The organism is Nonomuraea thailandensis (assembly GCF_024172165.1).
GTDB classification, from domain to species: domain Bacteria; phylum Actinomycetota; class Actinomycetes; order Streptosporangiales; family Streptosporangiaceae; genus Nonomuraea; species Nonomuraea thailandensis.
This window is the reverse complement of sequence record NZ_JAMZEB010000002.1, coordinates 9474667-9500865: the sequence shown is the minus strand read 5'-3', so window position 1 is coordinate 9500865 and position 26199 is coordinate 9474667. Positions and strand designations below refer to the sequence as shown.

Below are 26199 nucleotides of genomic sequence, written 5' to 3'. Positions count from 1 at the left end.
CCCTTCGGCGGCTCACCGGTCGAGGTAGTCGTGGCGCGCGTCGGCCGGGCCGATGTGCACCTGGCCGTCGCGCACCTGCCACTCGCTCCGGCCGCCCTCCTCGTGGGAGACGAGGAAGAGCCCGACCACGCGGTCGTCGTCCGCGTCGGCGGCCGGCAGCGCGGCGGCCTGCCGGATCACGTCGAGCAGGTCACCGACGTGCTGCGCGCGGACGGCGCGTGCGTAGCAGACGGCGTCGAGCCAGCCGCCCTGGGGGAAGGCCCAGCCAGGGTCCGGCGCGCCGCCGAGGATGCGCTCGAACGAGCGTCTCTGGCCGGAGTCCTGGAACTCCAGCCAGCCTCGGACATGGACCCACGCCCCCATGACGCCGTCAGCCGCCGGTCACGTGGACACTGTCGCCGGTGTCCACACCAAGGCGGGACGCCCAGGCCAGGGCGTCGTGGAGGATGGCGGTGTCGTCCGCCGGCCGGGCGGCCGCGAGCGTGGCGGGCGCGCCGCCGCGACGATGGCCTCGACGATCGGTCGCACGGCCGCGTCCACCATGTTCAGTCCTCGTTCCGTCGGCATCGCCGATCAGTCTGGCAGGCGCCTGCCCGCCCCACCTCGGGCAGACGGCGAGGGCGCTACGCCCGCTCGAACAGCAGCTTCGCGGCCGTCATCGCCCCGTCGGCCTGGACCTGGCCGGCCACGTCGGCGGCGCGCGCCCGGGTCCGCGCGTCCAGCGCCGTGCCGAGCGCCGCCGACAGGGACGCGAAGGTCGGTACGGGGCCGTCGTGCGCCACGCCGTTCCCCAGCTCGGCCACCCGCCCGGCGTAGTACGGCTGGTCCACCATCTGCGGCACCACCACCTGCGGCGTGCCCGCCCTGGCGGCCGCGGTCGTCGTGCCCGCGCCCCCGTGGTGCACCACGGCGGCCACCCGGCGGAACAGCGCCTGCTGGTTGACCTCGCCGACGGCGAAGCAGTCGGCGGCGTCGTCGATCGGGGCCAGGCCGGCCCAGCCGCGGGCGAGCAGGACCCGGTGGCCCTGCGCGCGGACCGCCTCGACGGCCACGCGGGCGACGTCCTGGGCCGCCGTCATGGGCATGCTGCCGAAGCCCACGTACACGGGCGGCGTGCCCGCGTCGAGGAAGGTCTCCAGGCCGGCGGGCAGCGGGCGTTCGTCGGGCAGGATCCAGGCGCCGGTCTGCACCACGTCGAGGTCGGCGGGCCGTACCCAGGGGCTGAGGACGGGGTCCGTGGCCAGCCAGGGGCGGTCGGTGAGCAGGTGGTCGCGCACGTTGCCCAGCGCGGGCAGGCCGATCGACGTCCTGTGGGCGTTGATCACGCCGCCGAACAGGACGTTCATGTTCTCGATGTCGAGGTCCCACAGCGCCCGGTTGTCGGTCACCCCGGCCGGGTGCGGGCGGCCCGGGTACTCGAACGGCGGGTGGTGCGGCGACGGCAGCATGGCCGGCTGGAAGCACGTGTAGAAGTAGCGCAGGCCCAGCTTGTCGGCCGCCGTCCGCGCGCCCGCCACGGCGGGGAACATGCCGGTGGCCACCACCGCGTCGGCCCCTTCCGCGGCCGCCGCGGCGATCGTGTCGAAGGTGGCGGCGACCATCTCGGCCGCGCGCTGCGCCATGTCCTGCTCCTTGAACCGCGTCGGCCCCGTCACCATGGAGCGCGCCGTCCGGCCCACCGGCACCAGCGGCACGCCGGCCCGCGCCAGCACCTCGGCGAACTCCTCGTCGGGCGGTGCGCACACCCGAGCGTCCGCGCCGAGATCGAGCAGCCGGACCGCCAGCGCCGCCATCGGCTCGACGTCTCCGCGCGAACCGCGGGTCGACAGCAATACACGCACTACGCACTCTCATCTCTGCAGGTCTTCGGCTTCGGCCTGTGATTCTGCGGCATGACCGGGGTCTTGCCGCAAGCCCGGGGTGCGCTATACGTTGGGAGTGGCGGAGGGTGGTAAACGCCCTTTCCGCATGAATCAGCCGGAAGCGTCCTCTGCCGTGAGCTGCCCGGCGCGCCGCCGCAGGTCCGCGGCGAACTCCTCGGCCCTGCTGAGCTGGGTGCGGAGCGCCTCGCAACGCTCGCGGGCGGCCTGCTCGAAGCGGCCCAGCCGGGCCAGCAGCCGCTCGCGCTCGGCCGCGTCCAGGGCCGCCGCGCCGCTGTCGTCGAGCCGGTCGGTGATGGACAGCAGCTCGCCCATCTCTTCCAGCGTGAAGCCCAGCGGCTTCATCCGGCGGATCACCATCAGCCGGGCCACGTCGGCCTCCGTGTAGAGGCGGAAGCCGCCCTGGCTGCGCGCGGAGGGCCGGACCAGGCCCACCTCGTCGTAGTGGCGGATGGTCCGCAGCGACAGCTCGGTCCGCGTCGCCACCTGCCCGATGTGCATGTGCTCTCCGCCACCGCCCGCCGGCGCGGGAAGCCCTGATCCGTCCATCATTCGCATGACCTCACTGCTCGGCTGATCGGGCGGTGCGGGCCCCGCCGAATCTCTACCCTAACGTCAGGGTAGAGTTGCCCGTGGCCGGACCGCACGTGGCATGCCCTGGCTGGGAACCTACCGCCACCTCGCCACCCCGCCGCCCGCCCCTGTCGAGGGCCGCTCCCCGATGAAGGACGTCTGTTGCTCAGCTCATCCGTGCCCGCCCGCTTCCGCCCCGGCCGCCCGGCCTGGCTGACGCCCTCGGTGGCGCGTACCGAGATCCTGTCCGGGCTGGTCGTGGCCCTCGCGCTGATCCCCGAGGCGATCTCGTTCTCGATCATCGCGGGTGTCGATCCCAGCGTCGGCCTGTTCGCCTCCTTCACCATGGCCGTGGTCATCGCCATCGCCGGTGGCCGCCCCGCGATGATCTCGGCGGCCACCGGCGCCATCGCCCTGGTGGTCGCCCCGCTGGCCCGCGAGCACGGCTTCGGCTACCTGATCGCCACCGTCATCGTCGGCGGCCTCATCCAGATCGTGCTCGGCGCGCTCGGCGTGGCCAGGCTGATGCGCTTCGTGCCGCGCAGCGTCATGGTGGGCTTCGTCAACGCCCTCGCCATCCTCATCTTCATGGCGCAGGTGCCCGAGCTGATCGACGTGCCGTGGGTCGTCTACCCGCTGGTCGGCGGCGCGCTCGCGCTGATGGTGTTCCTGCCCCGCCTGACCAGGGCGATCCCGGCGCCGCTGATCTCCATCGTCGCGCTCACCGCCCTGACCGTCGGCGCCCACCTGGCCGTGCCGACCGTCGGCGACCGCGGCGTGCTGCCCTCCTCGCTGCCCGTGCCCGGCCTGCCGGACGTGCCCTTCACGCTCGGCACCCTCACCCTCATCGCCCCGTACGCGTTCGGCTTCGCCCTCGTCGGCCTGATGGAGTCGCTGATGACGGCCAAGCTCGTGGACGACATCACCGACACGCACTCCTCCAAGACCCGCGAGTCCATCGGGCAGGGCCTGGCCAACATCGTCACCGGCTTCTTCGGCGGCATGGGCGGCTGCGCCATGATCGGCCAGACCATGATCAATGTGAAGAACGGCGCCCGCACCCGCCTGTCGACCTTCACCGCCGGCGCGCTGCTCATGGTGCTGTGCATCGTCTTCGGCCCGCTGGTCTCCCAGATCCCGATGGCAGCCCTCGTCGCCGTCATGATCCTGGTGTCGTTCGGGACGTTCGACTGGCACTCCGTCGCGCCGGCCACGCTCAGGCGGATGCCCGCCGGCGAGATCGGCGTCATGGTGATCACCGTCGCCGTCGTGGTCGCCACGCACAACCTGGCCATCGGCGTCGTCGTGGGCTCGCTGACCGGCCTGGTCATCTTCGCCCGCCGCGTCGCCCACCTCGCCCAGGTGACCTCCTGCCTCGACCCCGACGGCAGGCAGGTCGTCTACGCGGTCACCGGCGAGCTCTTCTTCGCCTCCAGCAACGACCTGGTCTCCCAGTTCGACTACGCGGGCGACCCCGATGACGTGGTCGTCGACCTCACGGGCGCGCACATCTGGGACGCCTCCTCCGTGGCCGCCCTGGACGCCGTCGAGGCCAAGTACGCCGCCCGCGGCAAGACCGTCCGCATCGTCGGCCTCAACCAGCCCAGCGCCCGCATGCACGGCGCCCTGTCAGGGGAGCTGTCCGGCAGCCACTGACACGCGGGCGCCCGTCAGCTCGTGAGGACGACGAGCTGACGGGTCGCGCGCGTCATCGCGACATACCGGTCGACCGCCCCCTCGATGCCCTCGCCGAAGGAGCCGGGGTCGACGAGGACGACCAGGTCGAACTCGAGGCCCTTCGACAGCTCCGGCGTCAGCGACCGCACGCGGGCCGTCTCCTCGAACGCGGGATCGCCGATGACGCAGGCCGTCCCGTCGGCGTGGGCGGCGAGCCAGGCGTCGAGGATCGAGCCCAGCTCCGAGGTGGCGCCGCGGGTGACGGGGACGCCGGTGGCGCGGATGGAGGTCGGGACGTTGGCGTCGGGGAGCGCGGCCCGGATGACCGGCTCGGCCTCCGTCATGATCTCTTCCGGCGTGCGGTAGTTGACGCTGAGCGAGGCCAGGGTGATCCGGTCGAGCCTTACCCGCTCCAGCCGCTCCTGCCACGACTCGGTGAACCCGTGCCGGGCCTGCGCGCGGTCGCCGACGATGGTGAAGCTCCTGGACGGGCAGCGCTGCAGCAGCATCTGCCACTCCGCGTCGGTGAGCTCCTGGGCCTCGTCCACGACGATGTGCGCGAACGGGCCGGCGAGCAGGTCAGGGTCGGCGGCCGGCAGGGCGCTGTCGTCGACCAGGCTGCTGCGCAGGTCCTCGCCGCGCAGCATCGTCACCAGGCCCTCGCCGTCGTCGTCGGCTTCGAGCAGGTTGTCGACGACGTGCGACATGCGCTCGCGTTCGGCGGCGAGGGCGGCCTCCTGACGGCGCCTGCGCCGGGACGCCTCCGGGTCGCCGAGCCGCTGGCGTGCCGCGTCCAGGAGCGGCAGGTCGGAGACCGTCCAGGCCTGGGCGTCATCGCGTTGCAGCCGCCGGATCTCGTCGGCGGCGAGCCAGGGAGCGCACATCCGCAGGTAGGCGGGGACGGACCAGAGGTCGCCGACGAGGTCGGCCGCCTCGATCAGCGGCCACGCGCGGTTGAAGGTCCGCAGGAGCTCCCTGTTCTGCAGCAGGGACTTGCGGAGCAGGTCAGGCGAGATGTCCTCGTCGTCATGCTTGTCGGTGAGGATCGTGAGCAGTTCCTCCCAGATCTGGTCGCGCGCCTCGTTGTGCGGGGTGCCGGGATCCGGCGCGGCGAACGCCTCGGCCCAGTCGTCGGCGCCCAGCCAGATGTCGGACCAGTGGGTCGTGACCGTCATGCCCTCGGTGGGCGGGTTCTCGTAGAACCTGACGGCCGGCTCGATGGCCTTGACCAGGTCCGCGGACGCCTTCAGCCGCGCCACCTCCGGGTCCTTCTCGACCGCGGCCGCGGCTCCCTCGGCGACGAGGTCCCGCAGGGTGCAGGTCTGCACGCCCTCCTCGCCGAGGCTGGGCAGGACGTCGGCGACGTAGGCCAGGTAGGGCTGGTGCGGGCCGACGAACAGCACGCCGCCCCGGCGGTGGCCGAGGCGCGGGTCGGAGTAGAGGAGGTAGGCGGAGCGGTGCAGGGCGACGACGGTCTTGCCCGTGCCGGGACCGCCGTCGACGACCAGGGCACCGCGGGATCCCGCGCGGATGATGGCGTCCTGGTCGGCCTGGATGGTGGCGAGCACGTCGCGCATCCGGGGCGAGCGGCTGCTGCCCAGGCTGGCGATGAACGCGGACTGGTCGTCGAGCGCGGCGTGCCCCTCGGCCCCGTCCGCGGTGAAGACCTCGTCCCAGTAGTCGCTGATCCGGCCGCGGGTCCAGCGGTAACGGCGGCGGCTGGCCAGGCCCATCGGGTTGCCGTGGGTGGCTCCGAAGAACGGCTCGGCCGCCGGGGAGCGCCAGTCGAGCAGCAGGCGGCGGCCCTCGCTGTCGGTGAGGCCGAGGCGTCCGACGTAGACGGGCTCGGGGTCGTCCGCGCTCACCATGTGGCCCAGGCACAGGTCCAGCCCGAAGCGGCGCAGCGCGCGCAGGCGCGCGGTCAGCCGGTGGATCTCCAGGTCCCGGTCCAGCGCCTGCCTGCCCGCGCCGCCGGGCGCCCTGCGCTCGGCGGCGAGCCGGTCCGACAGCTCGGCGATCGCCTGTTCGAGGCTCGCCGCGATGGCCGCGAAGTGTTGCTCGTCGCGGGCGATCAGGGCCGGGTCGGCCTTCGGGGCGAGGTGGTGGGGAAGGTCGAACGCGCTGGTGGTCAGCGGGGTCACGGGTGGTCGGCTCCGATTCGTTGCTCGCGGCAGGGGGTCAGGTCGTCGATTGTGCGGCACGACCGGGGTCTTGCCGCAAGCCCCCTGTTGCGCTATACGTTGAGAGTGGCGGGGGGTGTGCCGTCCTCCTCGCTCCTCATCAGCCGAGGTCGAAGGCGACGTCGGCGAGCCGGATCGTGCTCACGTCCTGGTCGGGCAGCAGCGCACGCAGGTCGGCCAGTTTCCAGCGGTCGATGACGAGCCCGTACACGGCGCCCTCCTCGGCGGCCCGGGCGAGCCACTGGTAGCTGAGGCCGAACGCGCTGAGATCGTCCCCCTCGTCGAGCAGCCCGACCCAGTTGCGGAACTCCCGGAGCGCCGGCTCGGGCTCGGTCTCGTGCTGGTAGGTGAAATCCGCTCCGGTGTTCTCCTCGACCATGTCGCGATTCCACACCACCGCGTTGAGCAGCGGATTCGGGTCGGAGTCGTCGTAGCGCGAGGCCGGGAAGTAGATGTAGGAGACGTCGGGCCCGCCCCGGAGGGCGTACCTGTGGTTGAAGGCGATGAGCTGTTCGGTGGTCATCGGGCGCGTGAACTCCACGACCGCGGTGGCGACGAGCGTCTGGGGCAGCCCGTCGATGGTCTTCCTGGCGATGTGCTTCTGTCCCGCGTAGGGGTTGGCTTCGACGGCGCTGATCGCGTCGCCCAGCTTGCCGGACGGCCCGTCGAGGGAGGGCGCCCGGACGGTGCCGAACAGGCTCTCCACGATCTCGTAGCGCTCGGGCTCGCTGCGGCCGGCCAGTCGAGGCTCTCCCCACATCGCGTAGGCCGACTGCCATAACGTCTCGCCGGAGTCGGAGCCCCCGGACAGGCGCTTGTCCGGGTTGGCGACGCGGGCGGCCGTGCCGTGCACCGTGGCCACGCGCTCGCCGCCGGAGGGGAGGAACAACCACAGCACCCGATCGGCGGCGCCCAGGGCCAGGTGGAGCACCACGGTGACGGCGAGCACCTTGCCGAGGGACCTGGCCACGTGCGCCCAGTCGGGCTCCCTGGGGTTCAGCACCGCACACTCCTCGCGACGTAGATCAAATCCGGCCGAGGGCCATGATGCAGGTGATCGGTTCGGCCGTCGAACGGTGCGGCGTCAGTGGCCGGTGGCGCCGTCGAGGCGCTCGCGGAGCAGGTCGGCGTGGCCGTTGTGGCGGGCGTACTCCTGGATCATGAGCGTGTACACCCAGCGCAGCGACATGGTGATGCCGCGCCTCGGGTCGGTGAAGGTCTCGTCGAGGGAGCGGCCCGCGACCGTGCGGCGGACCGCGTCGAGCTCGGCGAGATAGGTCGCGTGATCGGCCTCCGCGTCGGCCCCGTCCACGTCGAACTCGGCGCTCAGGTCGTCGTCGGTGCAGTAGAGGTACGGCACCCGCTCGCCGGCGAAGCGGGTGCGGAACCAGTCGCGCTCCACCTCGGCCATGTGGCGCAGCAGCCCGAGCAGCGACAGGCTCGACGGCTCGACACAACGGGACCTGAGCTGGCCGGCGGTCAGGCCGCCGCACTTCCAGAGCAGGGTCTCGCGGTGCGCGTCGAGCCAGGCGTCGGCGACGGCCCGCTCGCCGCCCGCGGGCACGCTCAGCTGGCCGTTGAGCCGCGAGATCTCCGGCGAGCGCCAGGCCATGGCTCCATCATGCCTCCAGCAGCACCAGCCAGGTGCGGTCCGGGCACACCCGCTCGATCTCCGCACGGGAGAGCCAGTCGGCGCGGGTGCTCTCGGAGCCCGCGGGCGGCCGCGTCGGCGCGCCGGACTCCGGCAGCGCCGCGCGGAACATCGCCATGTACGCCAGCGCCGGATAGCGGTAGTCCGCCGGAGGCGGCTCCAGCAGCTCGATGCGCTGCCAGGCGAAGATCGACAGAGCGGAGGCCGGCAGGCTCAGGCCGGTCTCCTCGTGCAGCTCCCTGGCCGCCGCCTCGGCCAGGCTCTCGCCCGGCTCCAGGTGGCCGCCTGGGATGTCCCAGCCGCGGCCCTCGCGGTCCACGCAGGTCATCAGCGTCCGGCCGGCGGAGTCGGACACGAACGCGAACGCCGACGTGGTCTGCTCGACCGGCGGCAGGGTCTCGGACAGGATCACGTCGAGGCGGTGCGCCACCGGGATCCAGGGCACCGTCCGCGTCGCCAGCACAAGAGTCACCAGCTCACTCTGGTGGCGACGCGAAACGGATGTCAAAACGGCTCATACGCCTCGACGCAGCGCCCGGTTGCCCAGGTAGAGGCCGACCGCGGCGATGACGCAGGCGGTCGCGGCGCCGTACAGGACGGAGGGGCTGGACAGGTCGCCCGCGAACAGGGCGCGCTGGGCGTCCACGATGTAGGTGACCGGGTTGACCTGGCCGAGCGCCCGCAACCAGCCGGGAGCGGTCTCCAGCGGGAGCAGCACCCCGGAGAGCAGCAGCAGCGGGAACATGATCGACTGGCTGACGACGTAGAACAGGGTGCCGCCCGGGGCCGACTTGATCGCCAGGACGAACGAGAGCGCCCCCAGCCCCACGCTGAAGACGACGAGCTGCAGCAGCGCCCCCAGGACGCCCGCCAGGTGCAGCTCGAAGCCCAGCGGCAGCGCCAGGACGATGATCAGCACCGCCTGCACCAGCAGCGTCAGCACGGCCTTCACGCTCTTGCCGACGAGCATCGCCGTCCGGTTCAGCGGCGTGACCATGAGGCGCTCCATCGCGCCCCCGATCAGCTCGACCAGCAGCGTGTAGCCGGCGCTCATGGGCCCGGTCAGGCACATCATGACCAGGATCCCCGGCACGAACCACTGCCACGACGAGCCGACCGCCCCGTCCAGCAGCGACCCGAACAGGAACAGGAACAGCAGCGGCTGCCCCATGTCGAACAGCAGCCCGACCGGGTTGCGCAGGCTGGGCTTGAACTCGCGGGAGAAAACGGTGGTGGTGTCACGCAGGAACGTCGTCATCGGTGAGGCTTCTCCCAGTCAGGGTGAGGAACACGTCGTCGAGGGTCGGGCGGATGGTCTCGGCGGTGACGACCTTGATGCCGGCGGCGTCCAGCGTCCGCAGGTAGTCGGGCAGCGCGGCGGTGGCCTTGGCGACCCGCAGGCGGACGGTGAGGCCGTCGGCGTCGCCGCCGCCGATCCGCGCGGCCGTCTCGGCCTCGCGCTCGGTGCCGGTGGTGATGACGATGTGGTCGCCGGCCAGGTCGTTCTTGAGCTGCTCGGCCGTGCCGTCCGCGATGATCCGGCCGCCGTCGATGATCACCACCCGCTCGGCCATGCTGTCGGCCTCCTCCAGGTAGTGGGTGGTCAGGAACAGCGTGGTGCCGTACGTCTCGCGCAGGCGCAGGATGTGCTGCCAGATCTCCGCGCGGCTCTTGGGATCGAGCCCGGTCGAGGGCTCGTCGAGGAACAGCAGGGACGGGCGGTGGATGAGGCCCAGGGCGATGTCGAGGCGGCGGCGCTGGCCCCCTGACAGGGTGCCGGGCACGCGCTTGGCCAGCGGCGCCAGGTCCAGCAGGTCGAGCAGCTCGCCGGCGCGGGCGGCGGCCTCCTTCGGGCGCAGGCCGTAGCAGCGGCCCTGGGTGACGAGCTCGTCCCGGACGAGGAAGTCCTCGCCCGCGCTGTTGCGCTGGCCCACGTACCCGATGCGGGCCCGCACGCCCTTCGGGTCGGTGGCCACGTCGTGGCCGGCCACCGTGGCGGTGCCCGAGGTGGGTGGCAGGAGGGTGGTGAGCATGCGCAGGGTGGTGGATTTTCCCGCGCCGTTCGGGCCCAGGAACGCGACGAGCTGGCCGGCCTCCACGTCGAGGTCGATGCCGCGGACGGCCTCCACGCTCTCTTTCTTCATCTTGAACACTCGGGTCAGTCCCCGGGCATGGATCATGGTCGCCTTCCTCCGGGCATGGCGAAGAAACCCCTGGTCGGGGGCGGTCGCTGGATCGAATCCCAGTTTGTGCAGCTCCGGGGATGTTTGGCAAACGCGAATGTCACGTTCATAAAGGGCTTCCACCTGCGGAAACACCGTCAGGAGCGGCGCCGCCGACGTGGCCAATTCAGGGCCTCCGAAGTGCGGTTTCTCCGGATCGGCGCAACAATTTCTGCGAACATCTCGCGCATGGGTGATCTCGTCGTGCTCGTCAACGGCCTGCCCGGCTCCGGCAAGACCACGGTGGCCCGGGCGCTCGGGCGGGCGCTCGGCTGGCCCGTCATCAGCAAGGACGACATCAAGGAGACGCTGGCGGACACGCTCACGAGGCCGGAGTGCGTGCCGCCGCGCGAGTGGAGCAGGCGCCTGGGGGCGGCGGCGGGGGAGAGCATGTGGACCCTGCTGGCCGCGGCCGGTCGCGGCGCGGTGCTGGAAAGCCCCTGGCTGGCGCCGCTGCTGCCGGTGGTGCGCGCCGGGCTGCGGCGGGCGGGCGTCGAGGCGGGCCCGCGCGTGCGGGAGGTCTGGTGCGACGTGCCGCCCGAGCTGGCCAGGCGCAGGTACGAGCAGCGCGTACGGCACCCGATCCACTTCGACGGCGAGGTCGGCGACGAGCGTTGGCGGGAGTGGACGGCAGGGGCGCACCCCCTGGGGCTCGGGCCCGTCTTTTCGGTCGAGACGACGCGGGAAATTGATATTCCCGGACTTGCGAAATTGTGTGCGGCTCCGCAATGATCTCCGGCGTGAAACGTCTCTTGTTATTCGCGGTAATTGCTACGGTCGGCATGACCGGAGTCGCCCAGGCGGCCGACGGAGTGCCCGGTGTGGACGTCAGCAACTGGACGGGCGACATCGATTGGGCGAGCGTTGCCGCCGGAGGCGGGAAATTCGCGTTCGTGCAGGCCACCGAGGGCACGGACTACACCAACCCGCGTTTCGGAGCGCAGTACGACGGAGCCGCGGCGGCCGGGCTCATCCGTGGCGCCTATCACTTTGCGCAACCACACGAAACCGACGGTACGGCGCAGGCCGACTATTTCCTGCAGCACGGCGGCAACTGGATCAGCGATGGCCGCACCCTGCCGGGAGTGCTCGATATCGAGGACAATCCGTACAAGGACACGAACGGCAAGAACAACTGTTACGGCCTGTCCGTCGAGGACATGGTCGCCTGGCTCAAGGCGTTCACGAAGAAGTACCACGAGGCCACCGGCCGGCACGCGATCATCTACACCACCACGAGCTGGTGGCAGACGTGCACGGGGAACTCCGACAAGTTCAGGTCCAACCCCCTCTGGCTGGCCCGCTGGGGCAACGATCCGGGCGAGCTGCCGAAGAGCTGGAAGAAGCACACGTTCTGGCAGTCGTCCGACAAGGGGCCGCTGGTCGGCGGCGGGAACACGTTCAACGGCTCGGAGTCCCAGCTCGCCACGCTGGCCAACCCGCCGGCCTCGGTGACGGTGTCGGGCCAGGCCAGGAACAGGAAGACCTACACGGTCACGATCAGGAACACGGGGCCGCACCCCGTCAAGGACGTCAAGGTCTCCGGGAGGGCGTTCGGCGGGCAGACCGTGGTCAAGGCGCCGGGGTGCGACTTCAGCGGCACGGCGGTGCGTTGCACCGTCGCCGAGCTGCCGCGCGGGCAGAAGAAGACGTTCACGTTCACCACCAAGCCCAGGAAGTCGACGGGCACCGTGGGCGTCAACGTGACGGTCGGCTCGGTGAAGCTCACCCTCAAGGCCCGATAAGAGGCAGTATCAATCCCAGAAGCGTGACTTTTGGGAGGGTATGGGATGAGACGGCGGTTAGCCGTGGCAGCGGCGCTGCTCCTGCTGACCGCCACGGCCTCCGTGCCGCTGGGGCTGTCCATGCCGCCGCTGATCGTACGTGTCGCGTACGAGATCGAGCAGCGCGGGATCGTGTACTCCTGGGGCGGCGGCCACGCGGCGTCCCCCGGGCCGTCCAAGGGCACCTGCAGGGGCTACCGGGGCCGGATCAAGCCCTGCCCGGCGGCCAGGACGCGCGGGCTCGACTGCTCGGGCTTCGCGCGATGGGTGTACGCGCTGGCCCACGGCGAGGACGTGCTGGGGCCGGGGAACACCGACGACCACGTGCGCAGGATGCGGCGGGTCTCCTCGCCCGAGCCGGGGGACCTGGTGTTCTTCGGGAAGATCGGCAAGCGGTCGGTCAGGACCCATCACGTGGGCGTCTACCTGGGCGGCGGGAAGATGATGAACGCGCCGGAGACCGGGGCCGTGGTGCGGGTCGACGAGATCGGCCGGAAGAAGGACTTCGCCGGGTTCTACCGGTACTGAGGCCGGGCTCTACGGGTACTGAGTCGATGCCTGTGCCGATTCGGTATGCCTGGTAACGCGTGTGGCAGGGCAAAAATGAGAGACCCCGCGGCTAATGTGTGCCGCTATGGACAGGCGATGGGTCGGGCTCGACGGTTACGAGGTCGTCGGTGCGGTGCGCGGGGGGCGGCAGGTGCTCCGGGTGCGCAGGAACGGGTGGCTGGTCGCCGACTGCACCTCGGTGGCGGAGGTGGCCAGGCACGTCGATCTGGCGGATCTGTGCGAGGTGATCGACTTCCCCGCGCGGCGGCGGGTGCGGGCCCCGGCGGCGGCCGGAACGAGTTCGCATCATCGCTGAGTGCCGTGTATGGTTACACCTGTCCGCAGCGCCGGACAGGCCCCTATAGCTCAGTCGGCAGAGCGTCTCCATGGTAAGGAGAAGGTCAACGGTTCGATTCCGTTTGGGGGCTCGCACTTCACGCCCGACCCGTAAGTCACGGGGCGGGCGTTTTCGCGTTGTACGCGGCTAATCGGCTGGCGGCTGGTCCTTTCCCCGGTTCCTCCACCACCGGAAGAGCGCCGCGACGGCGAGCATGACCGCCGTGCCCGTGCCGGTCTCCAGGGCGGCGACGACGTCCCAGCGGATCAGGAACGCGCAGAACACCAGCACGGCCCAGATCGCCGCCCCTCCCAGCACCCACGCCAGGAGATCGTGAAGGTTCAAGCTCCGCCCCGCATGGCGAGGAGTGTGGCGACCGGGGCGGGCTGCCCTCTGCCAGGCATCTCAAGCCCGAAATTTGGGCTGTGGCTGATGGGCCGCGTCGCCTCGGATCCATAGCCTTGGAGAAATGGCAAGGTCAACCTGGATCGCTGCAGCGGCCGTGATCGTCGCCATCGCCGTGACGGCCGGCGCCGCCCTGGCGATCGGGATCGTGCTGCTGACCACCGAGCACGGACGTCAGAGCCCGCAGATCGCCGCCTCCGTCCGCGGCTCCGGCTCGACCGCGCAGAAGGGCGCGATGGACGCCTGGCGCGCCGACTTCGAGCGCACGCATCCAGGGTTGCGCGTGATCTACGAGGCCACCGGCTCGGGAGCGGGCATCCGCGACTTCATCGCCGGCCGCAGCGCGTTCGCCGGCTCGGACGTCGCGATGAACCCGCAGGAGCAGGCGCAGGCCGACCGGCGCTGCGGCGGCCGCGCCATCCATCTGCCGATGGTGATCGGGCCCATCGCGCTGGCCTACAACCTGCCGACCGTGCCGGACCTGAAGCTCTCGCCCGCCACGCTGACCGGCATCTTCAGCGGGCGCATCACCAGGTGGAACGCGCCGCAGATCGCCGCGGACAACCGCGGCAGCCGCCTGCCGCCGACCCCGATCCGCGTCTTCCACCGCTCCGACGCCTCCGGCACCACCCACAACTTCCTGTCCTACCTCAAGGCGGCCGGCGACTGGCCGCACCGGCCCTCCCTGAGGTGGAACGGCACGGGGGAGGGCGTGGTGAGCTCCAGCGGCATGGCGCGGGCCGTCGAGCAGCGCCGGCACTCGATCGGGTACGTGGAGTACGGCTTCGCCAGCAGCGCCAGGCTGAAGGTCGCCCGGATCCGCAACGCCGCCGGGCAGTTCGTCCCGCTCACGCCCGAGAGCGCGAGCAGGGCCATGAAGGGCGCCAGGAGCGCCGGTCGCGAGGACGATCTCGTGGTCCGCCTCGACTACGTGACCAAGGTCTCCGGCGCCTACCCGCTCATCCTGGCCACCTACGAGATCGTCTGTGCGAACCGGAACGACCCGGTGGTGCTCACCTTCCTGAACTACACCGCCAGCGACGCCGGCCAGTCCTACCTCTCCCTGTACGGTTACGCCATGCTGCCCGAAGAGCTCCTCGCCAAGGTCCGCGCGCGGCTCGGCGCCACGTCCTGAGCCGGGCGGGCGGCGACCGGTGTGCGGGGGTTCGCGACCGCTGCTACGCTGATCACCCCTTGGGAGGGGACGGCAGACGGGGCTGCCGGGCATTTGATTTCGGTTGTCGGGGGTTCCTGAGGCATACTGGGAGCACCCCACCTGACCGGGTGAGTTACGAATGTGCTCGCCGTGTCGGGTATCCTCTACGGGCCGGGCCCTTTCCGGCTCAAAGGCGGAGTAGCTCAGTCAGGCAGAGCAAACGGCTCATAATCGTTGTGTCGCCGGTTCAAGTCCGGCCTCCGCTACTGCCCCAACCCAGGTCGCCAGGCCTGGGTACGGGCGTGTCCATGTCCCGAACGTAGAAAGGCACTCCCAAGTGGCTGCCACCGACGTTAGGCCGAAGATCACGCTGGCCTGCCAGGAGTGCAAGCACCGCAACTACATCACGCGGAAGAACCGGCGCAACGACCCGGATCGGCTTGAGCTGAAGAAGTACTGCCCCAACTGCCGCTGCCACCGCGCGCACCGCGAGACCCGATAGGGCCTCCGGGCAGGGCTTCTGCCCTCCTACAGACATATCGCACAACCGGCGTCCCCTAGCAGGGCGCCGGTTTGTCGTGTTTGTAGGGGCTTTTCGCGCCGCGCATGTCCCGGGCAAAAAGCAGCCCATCCCCAGCGACAGCCGAACCTTGTTCTGTTAGCGTCGGCCCCATCAGCGCTGGGACGACGGAGACATGCGAGGGAGCAGCGATGGCCTTGAATCGTGACTTCGTGGGCAGGACCTATCCGCCGAGTACCCCGTACGAGGTCAGCAGGGTGAAGATCAAGGAGTTCGCGGCCGCGATCGGCGACAACAACCCGCTCTACCGCGACAGGCAGGCCGCCCAGGCCGCCGGCTACCCCGACGTGATCGCGCCGCCCACGTTCCCCATCGTCTTCAGCCTGCAGAGCGGCGGAGAGGCGCTGGTGGACCCGGATCTGGGCCTGAACCTGGCCATGGTGGTGCACGGCGAGCAGCGTTTCGAGTACGTGCGGCCCGTCCACGCCGGCGACGAGCTGGTCATGACCTCCACGATCACCGACATCCGCACCGCCGGCCGCAACGAGGTGCTGACGGTCAGGAGCGACATCCGGACGGTGCAGGGCGAGCCGGTGTGCGTGACGTACAACACGATCGTCGAGCGCGGAGGGGCGGGCTGAGATGACTGCCACGGTGAGGTACGACGAGGTCGAGGTCGGGCAGGAGATCCCGGCGGCGGAGTACAACGTGCGCCGGGTCAACCTGGTGATGTACGCGGGCGCGTCGGGCGACTTCAACCAGATCCACTGGAACGAGCGCTTCGCCAAGATGGTCGGGCTGCCCGACGTGATCGCGCACGGCATGTACACGATGGCGCAGGCCGGGCGGTTCGTCACCGACTGGGCGGGGGACCCCGGAGCGGTGGTGGACTTCGGGGTGAGGTTCTCGTCGATGGTGGTCGTGCCCGACGACGACCGGGGCGCGACGATCTCGGTGAGCGGGGTGGTGGAGGAGAAGCTCGAGGACAAGAGGGTGGTCGTCGGGCTCACCGCCAGGTCGGGGGACGCGAAGGTGCTCTCGAAGGCCCGGGCCGTGGTCCAGCTCTCATGATAGGCGGGGCGGCTCCCGGGTAGCGCGTGTCCGTATGAATGATGCTGCGCGACAGGTCTGGCCGACGGTTCGATCCATCCCCGTGTCCGCGGTGACCGATGCCAAGCCGCCCGGCAACCTGCGGCCCGCGCGGCCGGAGGAGGTGGCGGGCGGCACCGGCACCGGCCGCGACACGGCGGGCGGCGCCGGGACCGGTGGTGACACGGCGGGCGGCGCCGGGACCGGCCGTGACACGGCGGGAGGCGCCGCCCTCCGCGGTGGCGGGCGGGCGCCCGGGGTCGGCACGGCGGGCACCCGGGCCAAGGGAGAGCACGCCAGGCTGAACCCCGCCGCCGAGCTGGGCTTCTCCGGAGATCCGGGGCAGCACGGCGATCCGGGTGACGAGATGTTGCACGCCCAGCGCGTCTGGGACGGCACGCTGGCCACCAACCGGCTCGACGACCTGGGCGTCAACAGCGAGCGGCAGCGCATGGAGACCAAGGACGTGACGGTCGGCGTGGGCCTGCTCGTGGACGGCAGGCCCGAGGACGTGCGCAGGTGCCTGCAGTCCGTCCTGGACCACACGAACGCCCGCGTGCTCGCCCTCGACCTGGGCGACGTGGACGGCGCCGGCGACGTGCTGCGCGAGCTGGCAGACCGGCACCCGGAGCGGATCGCCGCCTGGCACGTGGCCGAGCAGCCGCACTGGCGCGGCGGCACCGCGACCTGGGGCGAGAGCCGGGCGAAGCTGCTGCGACTGGACGAGTCCGAGGTGCACGTGCTGATGGACACGGACGTGGTGCTGCGGGGCGACGCGCTCACCCCGCTCGTCGCCGCGGTCGCGTCGGGCGCGGTGGCGGCGGGCTGGCGGGGCTTGGAGCCGTCCGACGGCGCCACGGCGCGGACGAGCATCGGGATCGTCCCGCAGTGGCGGCAGGGGCCTGGCGGCGCGGGGCCCGAGTGGCGGGAGGCCGGGCCCGGGAAGGTGCGGGCGCTCACCGGGGGGCTCCTGGCCGTGCGCAGGGCTCAGGCGATCGGCGCGCTGCCCGAGGACGCCTGTTACGGCGCGTACGCCGATCTGGAGCTCTCGCTGGCCCTGCCCGGCGACCTGGTCGTCCCCGACGAGCCGCCGCCCGTGGAGCGGCTGGAGCGGCACGACGTGCCGGCCGACTACCTGGAGCGGGAGTCCCGGCGCAACTACGACGGGGTGCTGCGCATGCTGACCGTCTCCTGACCGACGACTGGGGTGCTGGGCGTGCCGGGCGTCTCCTGAGCGACGACTGGGGTGCTGGGCGTGCCGGGTGCCTCCTGAGCGACGACGGGGGTGCTGCGCATGCCGGGCGCCTCCTAAGCTAGGTGCTCATGGAGATGCTCGCGCCGTACACCACGCTGCGCCTGGGCGGCCCCGCCCGCGACTTCGCCGAGGCGACCTCGGCGGAGCAGCTCGTGTCCCTGATCGCCGAGGCCGACATGAACGGCGTCCCCACGCTGGTGCTCGGCGGGGGCAGCAACGTCGTGGTGTCCGACGACGGCTTCGACGGGCTGGTCGTCAAGGTCGCCACCGAGGGCGTGGCCGTCTCGCGCGACGGCGAGCAGGTCGTGCTGGTGGTCCAGGCGGGCGAGGACTGGGACCGGCTGGCGGCCCGCGCGGTGGCCGAGGGCTGGTCGGGCATCGAGTGCATGTCCGGCGTGCCCGGCCTGGTGGGCTCGACGCCCATCCAGAACGTCGGGGCGTACGGGCAGGAGGTCGCCCACACCATCAGGTGCGTGCGCGCCTACGACCGGCGCACCCGGCAGGTGGTGGACCTGGAGGCGCGGCAGTGCGGGTTCTCCTATCGCGACAGCCTCTTCAAGCGTGACCCGAGCCGGTACGTGGTGCTGGCCGTGACGTACGCGCTGGACGTTTCGGAGCTGTCCGGCCCGCTGGCGTACGAGGAGCTGGCCCGCAGGCTGGGCGCCGAGGCGGGCGGCCGGGTGCCGCTCGACCGGGCCCGTGCGGCCGTCCTGGAGCTGCGCAGGGGCAAGGGCATGGTGCTCGACCCCGACGATCCCGACACGCGCAGCGCGGGCTCGTTCTTCACCAACCCGGTGCTCACGCCGGAGCAGGCGGCGGAGCTGGCCGTGCGCGCGCCGGGGCATCCGCACTGGGAGATGCCCGGCGGGCTGATCAAGGTGCCGGCGGCGTGGCTGATCGAGCAGGCGGGCTACCCGAAGGGGTACGAACGCGGCCCCGTACGCATCTCCACCAAGCACACGCTCGCCCTCACCAACCCGACCGGGGCCGCCACCGCGGCCGACCTGCTGGCCCTGGCCAGGGAGGTGCGTGACGGGGTGCGCGAGAAGTTCGGGGTCACGCTGGTCAACGAGCCGGTGCTGGTGGGCTGCGGTCTGGGGGAATAGGCAGCCTTCTGGGGCTGTTATGGTGTGTTGGAATTACCGAAGGGGAGTAGTCCCAATCGCGTGATCGACATACTGGCGCCCGCGGGCGCCCGGTCGCGCGGGCCTTGATCGGGCGGACGAGACCTTCGGCCTGGCAGTCATGACAAAGACGCTGCCGGGCCGAAGTCGTGCCCGAAAACCATCTCCCCGGGTGCCTGCTTCCGGCCTGGTCGCGCGGAAGAGGACCGTTGGAAGCGTTCTGGATCAGCACCGTCGCCATCTTCGTGGCCGAGCTCGGCGACAAGAGCCAGCTCATGGCGATGACGTTCGCCACCCGTTTCAAGGCCTGGGTCGTGATCCTCGGCATCACCGTCGCCACGGCCGTGGTGCATCTGCTCAGCGTGGCCCTGGGCGGGCTGGTCGGCGACTGGCTGCCGACCACGGCGATCTCGATCGTGGCGGGCCTGGCCTTCCTCGGCTTCGCCCTGTGGACGCTGCGCGGTGACGAGCTGACCGAGGAGGAGTCCAAGAAGGCCCAGCGCACCACCAGGAACGCCCTGATCGCGGTGACCGTGGCGTTCTTCCTGAGCGAGCTGGGCGACAAGACCATGCTGGCCACCATCACGCTGGCGACGCGCTACGACGACTGGGTCGGCACGTGGATCGGCTCGACGGTGGGCATGGTGGCGGCCGACGCGCTGGCGATCCTCGTGGGGCGCATGCTGGGCAAGCACCTGCCCGAGAAGGCCATCAAGTACGGCGCCGCCACCGCGTTCGCCGTCTTCGGCCTGATCCTGATCGCCGAGGCGATCTTCTAGGCGGCGATCTTCCAGGCCGGCAGCCTTCCAGGCCGGCGGTCCTGCGGGACAGCGGCCTTCTAGACCAGCAGCGAGAGCCGGTGGGCGGCCGCGGCCGCCTCGCCGCGCGTGGTGACGCCGAGCTTGGCCAGGATGTTCGACACGTGCACGCTCACCGTCTTGGCCGAGATGAACAGCTCGGCCGCGATGTCGCGGTTGGTCCGCCCCTGCGTCACCAGGCGCAGCACCTCCAGCTCGCGCGGGGTGAGCAGCTCGGACGGCTCCTGTGCCGCCTGGAGCCCGCCCACCCGGCGCGACAGCGCCTCGATGTCGGCGATGAGCGGGGTCGCGCGCAGCGCCCGGGCCAGCGGGAGCGCCGTCTTGAGCCGCGTCGCCGCGCCCTCCCTGTCGCCTCCGGCCGCGGCGCCGCCGGCCGCCCGCAGCAGGGCCTTGGCCTGGTTGTGCGGGCGCCTGAGCCGCTCCCAGGCCGCCGCCGCGGCGTCGAAGTCACCGAGGTACGACAGCCGGTACGCCTCCACGACCGGCCCGATGACGGTCAGCTCGGCGGCCACCTCGGCGGCGTGCTTGCGTACCGCCTCGGTCCGCGCGGGCTCGACGTCCCGGGCGGCGTCGCAGACGACGCGGAGCAGGGCGAGCAGCCGCCAGCCGAGCATCGCCTTGCTCGGCTGGCGCGGCCGGGCCAGCACCCGCTCCGCCTCGTCCAGCGCGGCGGCGGGGTCGCCCGTGGCCAGCCGCCAGCCGATGCGCAGGCGGGCGTTGTTGACCAGGTCCTGGACGAACTCCTCCTGGTGGTCCTTGAACACGCCGGTCTCGGTCAGCAGGGCCTCGACGAGTTGCAGCTCGCCCCTGGCCATGGCGATGTCGGCGCGCACGCGCAGCAGGGCGAGCCTGTGGCGCAGCACGGGGCCGTGGCTGAGCGCGCTCTCGACGATCTCGATGGCCTCGTCCCAGCGGCCGAGCACCTCCATCGACTCGGCCCAGTTGTTGGCGATGAACAGGCCGCTGCCGCGCAGCCTGCCGTACTGCTTGGCGATGCCGTAGCCGTCCTCGGCCAGGCGCAGGGCCTCGTCCTCGCGGCCCATGTCGAGCAGCGCGTCGACGTTGTTGCCGAGCGCCCGGGTGATCAGGCGGGGCGAGCGCTCCTCCCGGCCGATCCGCAGCGCCTGCTCGTTCAGGGCGATCGTCTTCTCCGTCTCGCCGTTGAGCGAGTGGCCGAGCGCCTGGTTCATCAGCAGGTCGCCTTCGAGACAGCGGTCGCCGTACTGCCTGGCCAGGCGCAGGCCCTCGGCGACGAGCCCGCCGGCCTCCTCGATCTGGCCGCGCAGCATCAGGTGGCGGCTCAGCGTCATGACGACCTCGGCCCGGTCGGGGCTGTCCTCGGGGACGAGCTGCAGCGCGTGCCTGAGGTCGTCGATCACGCCGGTCTGGTTCTTGGAGTTCTTGAACGCGGCCCTGCGCTTGATGACCTGGGCCACCCGCTCCGGCTCCGTGGCCTCGTCGAGCTGCGCGAGCGCCGCCTTGACGAACTTCAGGCCCCTGTCGACGTCGCCGCCGGCGCTGGCGGCCTCGGAGGCGCGCTCCAGCACGGCGGTGTGGTCGGCGCCGATGAGGTCGGCGGCGTCGGGCACCCGGACCCAGAGCATGAGCACGCGCTCCAGGAGCTGGACGGCCTCGGTGTACGCGTACGCCTTGAACGACTTCTGCGCCGCCTCCCAGGCCGAGATCAGGGCCCAGCGGTCGTCGCGGGCGCCGTACCAGTGGTGTGCCAGCTCGACGGCGGCGCGGCCGGGCGGGACGAGCCTGCGGTCCTTGGAGATCTCCTCGGCGAACCTGGCGTGCAGGCGCTGGTGCTCGCCGGGCAGCAGCTCGTCGTGGACGGCCTCGCGGATCAAAGAGTGGCGGAAGACGTAGGCGCGGTTGTCGGCGATCTGCAGCACGTTGCGGGCGATGGCCGGGCGCAGCGCGCCCTCCAGCTCGACGTCGGACAGGCCGCTCACGGCCGCCAGCAGTGCGTGGCCGACGCGGTTGCCGCCGGCGGCGGCCACGCGCAGCACGCGCTGGGTCTCCTCGGGCAGCCGCTCGACGGTGCCGAGGATGAGGTCCTGCATGGACTCGGGGAAGGTGCAGTCGACGCCGCACTCCAGCAGGGCCTCGACGAACAGGGGGATGCCCTCGCTGCGCTCGTAGACCTGCTCGACCGCGCCGTACTCGGAGACCTTGCCGAGGATCGCGGTCATCTGCTGCGCCACCTCGTCGCGCGACAGGCGGGGCAGGTCGAGCCGGTGCACCCCGTTGACGCGGCCCAGCTCGGCGAGGACCGGCCTGAGCGGGTGCTGGCGGTGCAGGTCGTCGGACCGGTACGTCATGACCATCAGCACCTGCGGCGCGTGCAGGTTGCGGCTGAGGAAGGCGATGAGGTCGCGGCTGGAGCGGTCGGCCCAGTGGATGTCCTCGATGACGAGGATGGTGGGGCGGCTGTCGGCCAGGCGCTCCAGGAGGGTGAGGAACTGCTCGAACAGGCGCGCGCGGCCCGTGTCGGTCTCGCCGTCGCCGTTGGGCTCCCCGAACTCGGGCAGCAGCCTGGCCAGGTCGCGCTCGGCGCCGTCGGGCAGCAGCCCCGCCACGGCGGCCGGGCCCTGCTCGCGGACGAGCTGCCGGAGTGCGGCGGTGAACGGCGCGTACGCCAGGCCCTCGGTGGACAGCTCCACGCAGCCCCCGAGGAGCACGTGGGCGCCGTCGGCGGCGCGCTGCTCGGCGAACCGCTGGACGAGCCTGGTCTTGCCGACCCCGGCCTCGCCTCCCAGCAGGACGGCCGTCGCGGTGCCGCGTTTGGCGTCGAGGAAACTCTCGGCCAGAGCCGCCAGCTCCTCTTCCCGCCCTACGAAGACGGGACTGACAGATCGTCCCCGCATGTCGTCCAGCATGTCATGCAACTTCCGGTGCTTTCGACGGATTTATGGCGGTTGTGAGGCCCGGCCGCGCGCGAGGATGCGGCCGGGCTCTCGTGGGGTGGTCATGAGGTGCGGCGCTTGCCGAAGAACGAGCGGCGCTCGCTCTTGTTGCCACGCTCCGCCTCGAGTACTCGGCGGTGGTGGGCGGCCGCCCGGCGCAGCTCGCTGGCCTGACTCTTCATGAGCTCGAACTCGATCTCGGGGTTCATGGTGTTTCTCCAGATGTTTCGTGCGTCTTGCTGACACCTTTAATGCTCGGTCTAAGGCCCGCCCCGTCGCATCGGGTGGATGCCTTATCTCTGGTGCCTGAAGGGCTACGGCATACCTAGGGAGGGGGCCCCGGGTGCCCTAAGGTGGTCCGGTTTGGAGGTAGTGGCCCTGGTCGGCGATGCTGTCTAGGTGTCAACTGTGACTACCTCGCTCGCGGACGTCGCCTCGTCCGACGCGGCGTTGCGAGCATTCCTGCAGGGCCTGCCCGGGGTCGACCGGGTCGGCGCGGACCAGCGGGCGGCGATGCTGGGCACCCGTTCGATCAAGACCACGGCCAAGGCCCAGGCCATTGACCTGGCCATCTCGATGGTCGACCTGACCACGCTGGAGGGGGCCGACACGGCCGGCAAGGTGCGCGCGATGTGCGCCAAGGCCGTCCGGCCCGGCGGCGACGCGCCCTCCGTGGCGGCCGTCTGCGTCTATCCCGACCTCGTCCCCGTCGCCGTCGAGGCGCTCAGGGGCACGGGGATCAAGGTGGCCTCGGTGGCCACCGCGTTCCCCAGCGGGCGCACCTCGCTGGAGGTCAAGGTGAGCGACACCGCGCTGGCGGTGTCGGCCGGGGCCGACGAGATCGACATGGTGATCGATCGGGGCGCGTTCCTGTCCGGGCAGTACATGAAGGTCTACGAGGAGATCGTCGCGGTGAAGGCGGCCTGCGGGGCGGCCCACCTGAAGGTGATCCTGGAGACCGGCGAGCTGTCGACCTACGACAACGTGCGGCGCGCGTCCTGGCTGGCGATGCTGGCCGGCGCCGACTTCATCAAGACCTCCACCGGCAAGGTGTCCCCGGCCGCGACGCCGCCGGTGACGCTGATCATGCTGGAGGCCGTGCGCGACTTCCGCGACGCGACGGGCCGCCAGATCGGCGTGAAGCCGGCGGGCGGCATCCGCACCACCAAGGACGCCATCAAGAACCTCGTGCTGGTCAACGAGACGGCCGGCGACGACTGGCTGACCCCCGACTGGTTCAGGCTCGGCGCCTCCTCGCTGCTGAACGACCTGCTGATGCAGCGCCAGAAGCTGGCCACCGGCCGGTACGCGGGTCCCGACTACTTCACCCTGGACTAGACGATGTTCGAATATGCACCGGCACCCGAGTCGCGCGACATCGTCGATCTGAGGTCGTCCTACGGGCTGTTCATCAACGGCGAGTTCGTCGAGGGCTCCGGCGCCTCGTTCAAGACCGTCAACCCCGCCACCGAGGAGACGCTGGCCGAGGTGGCCACCGCCACCTCCGACGACGTCGACCGCGCCGTGCAGGCGGCACGCAAGGCGTTCGGCGTCTGGAGCGCGCTGCCCGGCTCCGAGCGCGCCAAGTACCTGTTCCGCATCGCGCGGCTGATCCAGGAGCGGGCCAGGGAGCTGGCCGTGCTGGAGTCGCTCGACAACGGCAAGCCGATCCGCGAGTCGCGCGACGTGGACCTGCCGCTGGTCGCGGCGCACTTCTTCTACTACGCGGGCTGGGCCGACAAGCTGCAGTACGCCGGGTTCGGCCGGAGGACGGCAGACGGGCAGGGCGGCGCCAAGCCGCTGGGCGTGGCCGGGCAAGTGATCCCGTGGAACTTCCCGCTGCTCATGCTGGCCTGGAAGATCGCTCCAGCGCTGGCCTGCGGCAACACCGTGGTGCTCAAGCCGGCCGAGACGACCCCGCTGACCGCGCTGCTGTTCGCCGAGATCTGCCGGCAGGCGGACCTGCCGCCCGGTGTGGTGAACATCGTCACCGGCGCGGGCGAGACCGGCGCCGCCGTGGTGGCCCACCCCGACGTGAACAAGGTGGCCTTCACCGGCTCCACCGAGGTCGGCCGGATCATCGCCAGGTCGGTCGCCGGCACGGGCAAGAAGCTCACCCTGGAGCTGGGCGGCAAGGCCGCGAACATCGTGTTCGACGACGCCGCGATCGACCAGGCCGTGGAGGGGATCGTCAACGGCATCTTCTTCAACCAGGGTCACGTGTGCTGCGCCGGCTCGCGGCTGCTGGTCCAGGAGTCGATCCAGGAGGAGCTGCTGGCCGCGCTCAAGCGCCGGCTGGGCACGCTGCGGCTGGGCGACCCGCTGGACAAGAACACCGACATCGGCGCGATCAACTCGGCCGAGCAGCTCGCCAAGATCAGGCAGCTGAGCGACCTGGGCGAGTCCGAGGGGGCCGAGCGCTGGTCGCCCGCGTGCGAGCTGCCCGGCAAGGGCTTCTGGTTCCCGCCGACGCTGTTCACCGGGGTCGCGCAGTCGCACAGCATCGCCAGGGAGGAGATCTTCGGCCCCGTGCTGTCGGTGCTGACCTTCCGCACCCCCGCCGAGGCCGTCGAGAAGGCCAACAACACGCCGTACGGGCTGTCGGCGGGAGTGTGGACCGAGAAGGGCTCGCGCATCCTGTGGATGGCCGACAGGCTCAGGGCCGGGGTCGTCTGGGCCAACACGTTCAACAAGTTCGACCCGGCCTCGCCCTTCGGCGGCTACAAGGAGTCGGGCTACGGGCGCGAGGGCGGGCTTGCCGGGCTGGAGGCCTACCTTGATGTGTGAGCACCGCCGGGCCCGCCGCCGTCAGCGGCGCGCCGAGGCCACCAGGGGGCACGCCTTCGCCAGGGCCGGCCGGCCCGTACGCACCGGCTGGTACGCCCACCGCTGCGGCGTGAGCCGGTGCGGGCAGGTCTTCGTCCCGGTCCAGATGTCGCAGGAGTCCACGTGGAGGGGTCGGGGCGATGAGTAGGTTGTCCGTCAACAAGACCTACAAGCTGTACATCGGAGGGGCGTTCCCGCGCTCTGAGAGTGGAAGGTCCTACCCCGTGACCTCGGCCAAGGGCGAGTTCCTCGCCAACGCCTCGCGGGCCTCGCGCAAGGACGCCCGCGACGCGGTGGTGGCCGCGCGCAAGGCGTTCCCCGGCTGGTCGGGCGCGACGCCGTACAACAGGGGGCAGATCCTCTACCGCGTGGCGGAGATGCTGGAGGGGCGGCGCGCGCAGTTCGCCGAGGAGCTCGGCGGCGGCAAGCGCGCCGCGCTGGAGCAGGTGGACGCGGCCGTCGACCGGCTCGTCTGGTACGCGGGCTGGTCCGACAAGATCGCCTCGGTGCACGGGGCGGCCAACCCGGTGGCCGGGCCCTACTTCAACCTGTCCACGCCGGAGCCGACCGGCGTGGTGGCCGTGGTGGCGCCCGCGGATCCGCTGCTCGGGCTCGTGTCCGTGGTCGCGCCGGTGATCGTCACCGGCAACACCTGCGTCGTGGTCGCCTCCGAGCCCGCGCCGCTGGCGGCGATCACCCTGGCCGAGGTGCTGGCCACGTCCGACCTGCCGGGCGGGGTCGTGAACCTGCTCACCGGCAGGCAGGCCGAGCTGGCGCCCTGGCTGTCGGCGCACATGGACGTCAACGGCCTCGACCTGACCGGGGTCGCGGACGCCGACCTGGCGCTGAGCTGCGAGCAGGCGGCGGCGGAGAACCTCAAGCGGGTGCTGCGGCCCGTCCAGGAGGACTGGACGGCCGATCCGGGGATCGGCCGCATGACGCGTTTCCTGGAGACCAAGACCGTCTGGCATCCGATCGGCATCTGACCCGTCCGGGGCCTCTCAGCCGATGAGCGGGCCCCGGGCCGTCAGGTCCCCGACGAGGTCGGGCGGCAGCGCCCGGCAGTCGTGCACGCGGACCTCCTCGCTCGACGGGTGCCCTTCGAGCCCGTCGAGCGAGGTGAGCCGCTGGTGCCGGCCGGTGACCACGCCGGTCAGCGCGGGCAGCCGCCGCGGGCCGCCGGACGGCCTTCCAGGCGTGGGCGGGGGACGCGGTGGCCAGCTTGGCGCGCGGCTCGATCA

General features: G+C 71.4%; 29 protein-coding genes and 2 tRNA genes. 18 read left to right on the top strand and 13 right to left on the bottom strand.

Annotation, left to right across the window (positions count from 1 at the left end; all coding sequences use genetic code 11):
• Positions 1-12 precede the first annotated feature (12 nt).
• The 3 genes from HD597_RS47650 to HD597_RS47640 all read right to left on the bottom strand — a co-directional run bounded on the left by HD597_RS47650 (position 13) and on the right by HD597_RS47640 (position 2381).
• Complete coding sequence (locus HD597_RS47650) at positions 13-363, bottom strand: hypothetical protein (protein ID WP_253753454.1); 351 nt, start codon at positions 361-363, stop codon at positions 13-15.
• Between the two features lie 260 nt (positions 364-623).
• Positions 624-1841, bottom strand: coding sequence for a glycosyltransferase (locus tag HD597_RS47645; RefSeq protein WP_253753452.1), 1218 nt, complete (start codon positions 1839-1841; stop codon positions 624-626).
• 132 nt (positions 1842-1973) lie between these two features.
• Positions 1974-2381 (bottom strand): MerR family transcriptional regulator, encoded by a 408-nt coding sequence (locus HD597_RS47640; RefSeq protein WP_253753450.1) that lies wholly within the window; start codon positions 2379-2381, stop codon positions 1974-1976.
• A 249-nt stretch (positions 2382-2630) separates the two neighbouring features.
• Here HD597_RS47640 and HD597_RS47635 point away from each other — a divergent pair, with 249 nt between their 5' ends.
• On the top strand, positions 2631-4109 hold the full coding sequence (locus HD597_RS47635) for a SulP family inorganic anion transporter (RefSeq protein WP_253759774.1): 1479 nt from the start codon (positions 2631-2633) through the stop codon (positions 4107-4109).
• Positions 4110-4123: 14 nt separating this feature from the next.
• Here HD597_RS47635 and helR read toward each other — a convergent pair whose 3' ends face one another.
• The 6 genes from helR to HD597_RS47605 form a co-directional block, all read right to left on the bottom strand.
• Positions 4124-6271: an RNA polymerase recycling motor ATPase HelR gene (gene helR / locus HD597_RS47630; protein ID WP_253753448.1), complete on the bottom strand. Its 2148-nt coding sequence runs from the start codon at positions 6269-6271 to the stop codon at positions 4124-4126.
• A gap of 139 nt (positions 6272-6410) precedes the next feature.
• Entirely contained in the window at positions 6411-7313 is a 903-nt protein-coding gene (locus HD597_RS47625) for a hypothetical protein (RefSeq protein WP_253753447.1), read from the bottom strand.
• 81 nt (positions 7314-7394) lie between these two features.
• Positions 7395-7922: a DinB family protein gene (locus HD597_RS47620; RefSeq protein WP_253753445.1), complete on the bottom strand. Its 528-nt coding sequence runs from the start codon at positions 7920-7922 to the stop codon at positions 7395-7397.
• Between the two features lie 7 nt (positions 7923-7929).
• On the bottom strand, positions 7930-8433 hold the full coding sequence (locus HD597_RS47615; RefSeq protein ID WP_308210842.1) for an NUDIX domain-containing protein: 504 nt from the start codon (positions 8431-8433) through the stop codon (positions 7930-7932).
• 42 nt (positions 8434-8475) lie between these two features.
• Positions 8476-9219: an ABC transporter permease gene (locus HD597_RS47610; protein WP_253753443.1), complete on the bottom strand. Its 744-nt coding sequence runs from the start codon at positions 9217-9219 to the stop codon at positions 8476-8478.
• On the bottom strand, positions 9200-10141 hold the full coding sequence (locus HD597_RS47605) for an ATP-binding cassette domain-containing protein (RefSeq protein ID WP_253753441.1): 942 nt from the start codon (positions 10139-10141) through the stop codon (positions 9200-9202). Before HD597_RS47605 ends, HD597_RS47610 begins: the two co-directional genes overlap by 20 nt.
• A 231-nt stretch (positions 10142-10372) precedes the next feature.
• On the opposite strand from HD597_RS47605, the gene HD597_RS47600 reads away from it, so the two are divergent.
• From HD597_RS47600 to HD597_RS47580, 5 genes are all read left to right on the top strand, one after another.
• Positions 10373-10915: a P-loop nucleotide/nucleoside kinase family protein gene (locus HD597_RS47600; protein WP_253753439.1), complete on the top strand. Its 543-nt coding sequence runs from the start codon at positions 10373-10375 to the stop codon at positions 10913-10915.
• 50 nt (positions 10916-10965) lie between these two features.
• Entirely contained in the window at positions 10966-11928 is a 963-nt protein-coding gene (locus HD597_RS47595) for a lysozyme (RefSeq protein ID WP_253753437.1), read from the top strand.
• Between the two features lie 45 nt (positions 11929-11973).
• Positions 11974-12495 carry a C40 family peptidase gene (locus tag HD597_RS47590; protein ID WP_253753435.1) on the top strand — a complete coding sequence of 174 codons (522 nt, stop codon included), beginning with the start codon at positions 11974-11976 and terminating at the stop codon, positions 12493-12495.
• 106 nt (positions 12496-12601) lie between these two features.
• Positions 12602-12832 (top strand): transposase, encoded by a 231-nt coding sequence (locus HD597_RS47585; protein WP_253753433.1) that lies wholly within the window; start codon positions 12602-12604, stop codon positions 12830-12832.
• Positions 12833-12871: 39 nt separating this feature from the next.
• A tRNA-Thr gene (locus HD597_RS47580) sits at positions 12872-12944 on the top strand.
• A 56-nt stretch (positions 12945-13000) separates the two neighbouring features.
• Here the strand turns inward: HD597_RS47580 and HD597_RS47575 are convergent.
• Entirely contained in the window at positions 13001-13198 is a 198-nt protein-coding gene (locus HD597_RS47575) for a hypothetical protein (RefSeq protein ID WP_253753431.1), read from the bottom strand.
• Between the two features lie 124 nt (positions 13199-13322).
• Between HD597_RS47575 and pstS the strand changes: the two genes are divergently transcribed.
• The 8 genes from pstS to HD597_RS47535 all read left to right on the top strand — a co-directional run bounded on the left by pstS (position 13323) and on the right by HD597_RS47535 (position 19181).
• Positions 13323-14393, top strand: a complete 1071-nt coding sequence (gene pstS / locus HD597_RS47570) for a phosphate ABC transporter substrate-binding protein PstS (RefSeq protein WP_253753429.1) — start codon at positions 13323-13325, stop codon at positions 14391-14393.
• A gap of 213 nt (positions 14394-14606) precedes the next feature.
• Positions 14607-14680 (top strand) — tRNA-Met (locus HD597_RS47565).
• A 71-nt stretch (positions 14681-14751) separates the two neighbouring features.
• The gene (rpmG, locus tag HD597_RS47560) at positions 14752-14916 is read left to right on the top strand and encodes a 50S ribosomal protein L33 (protein ID WP_019632658.1); all 165 of its coding nucleotides are present in this window, start codon (positions 14752-14754) and stop codon (positions 14914-14916) included.
• A 209-nt stretch (positions 14917-15125) separates the two neighbouring features.
• Positions 15126-15575 (top strand): MaoC family dehydratase N-terminal domain-containing protein, encoded by a 450-nt coding sequence (locus tag HD597_RS47555; RefSeq protein ID WP_253753427.1) that lies wholly within the window; start codon positions 15126-15128, stop codon positions 15573-15575.
• 1 nt (position 15576) lies between these two features.
• Complete coding sequence (locus HD597_RS47550) at positions 15577-16005, top strand: MaoC family dehydratase (protein ID WP_253753425.1); 429 nt, start codon at positions 15577-15579, stop codon at positions 16003-16005.
• A 91-nt stretch (positions 16006-16096) separates the two neighbouring features.
• Positions 16097-17218 (top strand): glycosyltransferase family 2 protein, encoded by a 1122-nt coding sequence (locus HD597_RS47545; RefSeq protein WP_253753422.1) that lies wholly within the window; start codon positions 16097-16099, stop codon positions 17216-17218.
• Positions 17219-17346: 128 nt separating this feature from the next.
• Positions 17347-18384 (top strand): UDP-N-acetylmuramate dehydrogenase, encoded by a 1038-nt coding sequence (locus tag HD597_RS47540; RefSeq protein ID WP_253753420.1) that lies wholly within the window; start codon positions 17347-17349, stop codon positions 18382-18384.
• A 227-nt stretch (positions 18385-18611) separates the two neighbouring features.
• Positions 18612-19181 (top strand): TMEM165/GDT1 family protein, encoded by a 570-nt coding sequence (locus tag HD597_RS47535; protein ID WP_253753418.1) that lies wholly within the window; start codon positions 18612-18614, stop codon positions 19179-19181.
• A gap of 59 nt (positions 19182-19240) precedes the next feature.
• Here HD597_RS47535 and HD597_RS47530 read toward each other — a convergent pair whose 3' ends face one another.
• Together HD597_RS47530 and HD597_RS47525 are read right to left on the bottom strand one after the other, a co-directional pair.
• On the bottom strand, positions 19241-22093 hold the full coding sequence (locus HD597_RS47530) for an ATP-binding protein (RefSeq protein WP_253753416.1): 2853 nt from the start codon (positions 22091-22093) through the stop codon (positions 19241-19243).
• Between the two features lie 101 nt (positions 22094-22194).
• On the bottom strand, positions 22195-22341 hold the full coding sequence (locus HD597_RS47525; RefSeq protein WP_253753414.1) for a hypothetical protein: 147 nt from the start codon (positions 22339-22341) through the stop codon (positions 22195-22197).
• A 199-nt stretch (positions 22342-22540) separates the two neighbouring features.
• Between HD597_RS47525 and deoC the strand changes: the two genes are divergently transcribed.
• The 4 genes from deoC to HD597_RS47505 are packed head-to-tail and all read left to right on the top strand — an operon-like array spanning position 22541 to position 25944.
• Positions 22541-23470: a deoxyribose-phosphate aldolase gene (deoC, locus tag HD597_RS47520; RefSeq protein WP_253753412.1), complete on the top strand. Its 930-nt coding sequence runs from the start codon at positions 22541-22543 to the stop codon at positions 23468-23470.
• Positions 23471-23473: 3 nt separating this feature from the next.
• Positions 23474-24919: an aldehyde dehydrogenase family protein gene (locus HD597_RS47515; RefSeq protein WP_253753410.1), complete on the top strand. Its 1446-nt coding sequence runs from the start codon at positions 23474-23476 to the stop codon at positions 24917-24919.
• Positions 24912-25106: a hypothetical protein gene (locus HD597_RS47510; RefSeq protein ID WP_148433332.1), complete on the top strand. Its 195-nt coding sequence runs from the start codon at positions 24912-24914 to the stop codon at positions 25104-25106. The genes HD597_RS47515 and HD597_RS47510 overlap by 8 nt, the downstream gene beginning before the upstream one ends.
• Positions 25099-25944 carry an aldehyde dehydrogenase family protein gene (locus HD597_RS47505; RefSeq protein WP_253753408.1) on the top strand — a complete coding sequence of 282 codons (846 nt, stop codon included), beginning with the start codon at positions 25099-25101 and terminating at the stop codon, positions 25942-25944. The genes HD597_RS47510 and HD597_RS47505 overlap by 8 nt, the downstream gene beginning before the upstream one ends.
• A gap of 15 nt (positions 25945-25959) precedes the next feature.
• On the opposite strand, the gene HD597_RS47500 is transcribed toward HD597_RS47505, so the two are convergent.
• Positions 25960-26106 carry a hypothetical protein gene (locus HD597_RS47500; protein WP_253753406.1) on the bottom strand — a complete coding sequence of 49 codons (147 nt, stop codon included), beginning with the start codon at positions 26104-26106 and terminating at the stop codon, positions 25960-25962.
• Between the last annotated feature and the right edge of the window lie 93 nt (positions 26107-26199).